Annotated in this window: 5 protein-coding genes; 1 reads left to right on the forward strand and 4 read right to left on the reverse strand. The window is 69.4% G+C overall.

Annotated features, from left to right (window positions below; genetic code table 11):
- The 3 genes from AC1DOC_RS25235 to AC1DOC_RS25245 all read right to left on the reverse strand — a co-directional run.
- On the reverse strand, window positions 1–544 hold a 544-nt coding region (locus AC1DOC_RS25235), incomplete at its 3' end, for a CaiB/BaiF CoA transferase family protein (protein ID WP_478130729.1).
- A complete protein-coding gene (locus tag AC1DOC_RS25240) occupies window positions 541–1,515 on the reverse strand; it encodes a Bug family tripartite tricarboxylate transporter substrate binding protein (protein WP_436301658.1) in 975 nt (324 codons plus the stop codon). The genes AC1DOC_RS25240 and AC1DOC_RS25235, both read right to left, overlap by 4 nt.
- A 45-nt stretch (window positions 1,516–1,560) precedes the next feature.
- Complete coding sequence (locus tag AC1DOC_RS25245; RefSeq protein WP_027730186.1) at window positions 1,561–2,316, reverse strand: enoyl-CoA hydratase/isomerase family protein; 756 nt, start codon at window positions 2,314–2,316, stop codon at window positions 1,561–1,563.
- A 58-nt stretch (window positions 2,317–2,374) separates the two neighbouring features.
- Here AC1DOC_RS25245 and AC1DOC_RS25250 point away from each other — a divergent pair, with 58 nt between their 5' ends.
- On the forward strand, window positions 2,375–3,046 hold the full coding sequence (locus AC1DOC_RS25250; protein WP_307595794.1) for a GntR family transcriptional regulator: 672 nt from the start codon (window positions 2,375–2,377) through the stop codon (window positions 3,044–3,046).
- A gap of 25 nt (window positions 3,047–3,071) precedes the next feature.
- Here the strand turns inward: AC1DOC_RS25250 and metG are convergent.
- On the reverse strand, window positions 3,072–3,427 hold a 356-nt coding region (metG, locus tag AC1DOC_RS25255; RefSeq protein ID WP_478130730.1), incomplete at its 5' end, for a methionine--tRNA ligase subunit beta.

A 3,427-nucleotide genomic window follows, 5' to 3' on the forward strand; every position in this document is an offset into this window, starting at 1 on the left:
GGCCGGCGCCCAGGTCGCCGATCGACACGCCCACGCGCGTGGGCGGCGCGCCCGGGTGGCCGGTCAGGCTCATGATGCCGCCCATCGCCTGCACCACCATGTCGTAGGCGGGGCGCCGGCTGTAGGGGCCGGTCTGGCCGAAGCCCGAGACCGAGGTGAACACCAGCCGCGGAAAGCGCGCATGGAGCTGCGGCCAGCCGTAGCCGAGCTTCTCCATCGTGCCGGGCCGGAAGTTCTCGACCAGCACGTCGGCCGTGGCCAGCAGCTGTTCGAAGACGGCGCGGTCGGCCGGCGCCTTCAGGTCCAGCGCGATCGACTCCTTGTTGCGGTTGACCGACATGAAGTAGGCCGAGTCGCCGTCGACGAAGGGCCCGATCTGCCGCGCGTCGTCGCCCAGGCCCGGCTGCTCCACCTTGATCACGCGCGCGCCCAGGTCGGCGAGCAGCAGCGTGCAGTAGGGCCCCGCGAGCACGCGCGTCAAGTCGATGACGGTGAAGCCCTGCAGCGGGCCGCCTGGCGAGCCTTGCGATGCGGCCGGCGTCATTCGACGGTCGCACCGGAGCGCTCGGTGAGTTCCTTCGATTTCGCGCCTTCGGCCTGCGCCCAGCTGCGGAATTCGGCCAGCGACTTCGAGGGCGCCGCCTCGTTGCCCGATTTTTCGAGCCGCGCCTTCACCTCGGGATCGTTGAGCGCCGCCACGCTGGCGTCGAACAGCTTCTGCGCCAGTTCGGGCGGCAGGCCGGCCGGTGCGAACAGGCCGAACCAGAAGGTGAAGTCGTAGCCCTTCACGCCGGCCTCGGCGACGCTCGGCACGTCGGGAAAGAGCGGCGAGCGCTGGCCCGAGGTGACGGCCAGCACGCGCAGCTTCTGGCCCTGCGCCATCGGCAGCACCGAGGGCGGCGTGCCGAAGGTCAGCTGCACGTCGCCGGCCGCCACCGCCTGGATCGACGGGGCGCCRCCCTTGTACGGCACGTGCAGCATGGTCACGCCCGCGGCCTTCTCGAACGACAGGCCCGCCAGGTGCGTCACCACCCCGGTGCCCGACGACGCATAGGCCAGCTTGCCCGGGCTCTGCCGCGCCTGGGCGATGAGCGCCTGCACGTTCTGCGCGCTCACGTCCTTGTTGACTGCGAGCAGCATCGGCGCGGAGCTCCAGCGCGAGATCGGCACGAAGCTCCTGGCGCCGTCGTACTTCACGGCCTTGTAGAGCAGCTTGTCGCTGCCATAGAGGTTGCCGCTGCCCAGCAGCAGCGTGTAGCCGTCGGGCGCCGCGCGCGCGACCTGGTCCGACGCGATGGTGGTGCCCGCGCCGGGCTTGTTGTCGATGACGATCGGCTGGCCGAGGATCTTGGCCAGCTTGTCGCTCACGATGCGCGCCACCGTGTCGGCGCCGCCGCCGGCGGGGAAGCCCACCACCAGCGTGATCGGGCGCGAGGGGTAGCTGTCCGCGAGCGCGCCGGCCGAGGCGAGCCATGCCACGGCCGCGAGCGAAACGGCCCGGATTTCTTTTTTCATGCCTTGTCTCCTGTGTCTTGTCGGGGCTCTGGGGGAGGGCCGCGCTCAGCGGCCCTGGAAGACCGGCGGGCGCTTCTCGCGCCAGGCGCGGCCGCCCTCGGCCAGGTCTTCGGATGCGACGGTGCGCTGTACCTCGCGCTGGATYGACGCGGCATCGGCCGTGCCGCGCGCGATCTGGTTCAGGTGCTTCTTCATGCCCAGCAGCGCGAGCGGCGCCATGCCGGCGAGCGTGGTGCGAAGGCGCAGCACTTCGGCGTCGAGCGCCGCCGCGTCGTCCACCAGATGGGTGAGGAATCCGCAGTCGCGCATCGCGCTGCCGTCGAGCTTCTCGGCCGTGAGGAAGAGCCGCTTGGCCGTGTCCAGCCCCAGGCGCGAGACATAGCGCTCCATGCCGCTCTGGTAGTAGTGCAGGCCGAGCCTGGCCGCGGGCATGAACATTTCGGCAGCGCGCACGCCCACGCGGAAGTCGCAAGCCAGCACCAGGTCGGTGGCGCCGCCGAACACGCCGCCGTGCACCGCCGCAATGGTGACGGCGCGGCAGTTTTCCAGCGCATCGACCATCTCGCCGAAACTGCGGCCCTCGGTCTGGCTGCTGGCGGCGACCTCTGATATATCGTAGCCGCTGCAGAAGTACTTGCCCTCCGAGCGGACCACCAGCACCAGCACGCCGGGCGAGCCGTTCACCGTCTCCAGGTGGCCGACGATGGCTGGCAGGTCCTCCGGCGTCAGCTTGTTGGCGGCCTGCGGACGGCGCAGCGTGAGGTAGGCGACGTGGCCGTCGATCTGGAGGGTGGGAAGCATTGATGTACCAAAGAGATCAATTGATATATCTACAAGGTTAGCTAATATCCACACACCCATGCAACCCGCGAAAACCCTCGACGTGAGCAGCCTGCAGGACCAGATCCGCGGCCGGCTTGAAAAAGACATCCTGGACGGCACGCTGTCGCCCGGCATGCCGATCGACGAAAAGGCGCTGGCCGCGAGCTTCAAGATCTCGCGCACGCCGGTGCGCGAGGCCCTGCTGCTGCTGAGCGCGCGCGGGCTGGTCGACATCGTTCCGCGCACCGGCATCTACGTGCGCCAGCTGCGCGCGAACGAACTCGTCGCCATGATGGAAGCGCTCGGCGAACTCGAAGGGGTGCTGGCGCGGCTCGCGGCGCTGCGCATCGGGCCGGCGCTGCGCGTCGAACTGCAACGCGCGCTCGAAGGCACTGCCGCCCGGGCGCAGGCGGACGACGCGGAGGGCTACCAGCTTGCCAATGCCGCGCTGCACGACGTGATCTACCGCGCGAGCGGCAACCCGTTCATCGTCGAGCAGGCGCAGACCGTGCGCCTGCGCATCGCGGCCTACCGCGGGCGGATGTTCGAGAAGCCCGGTCGCCTGGCCGCCTCGCAGCGCGAGCACGAACGGGTGGTGGAGTGGATCCTCAAGGGCCACGCGGACAACGCCGCGGAGGCGATGCGCGACCACATCTCGGTGGGCGGCAAGGTGTTTGCCGACCTGGTGCTGGTCAACAAGCTCGGCTAGCAGTTACCCAGCCGCAGCCTGTTTCTCAGCGAACGCGCATGCCCGGCGTCGCGCCCGGCCAGGGCTCGAGCACGTGGATGCCGGGGTGGGCTTTTTCGTCGCCATGGCTTGCGGCCAGCACCATGCCTTCGCTGATGCCGAACTTCATCTTGCGCGGCGCGAGGTTGGCGACCAGCACCGTGAGCTTGCCCACGAGCTGCTCGGGCTGGTAAGCGGAGGCGATGCCGCTGAACACGTTGCGCAGAACAGGACTCCCCTGCGGGTCGGTGCCCTCGCCCGCGTCGAGCGTCAGGCGCAGCAGCTTGGTCGAGCCCTCGACCTTCTCGCAGGCGACGATCTTTGCGATGCGCAGGTCGATCTTCGCGAAGTCGTCGATGGTGA

Source organism: Variovorax sp. 01T439_2 (genome assembly GCF_056398445.1).

Coding starts and splice junctions, on each gene's coding strand:
- AC1DOC_RS25250 (WP_307595794.1), top strand. CDS start 2,375: ATGCAACCCGCGAAAACCCTCGACGTGAGCAGCCTGCAGGACCAGATC.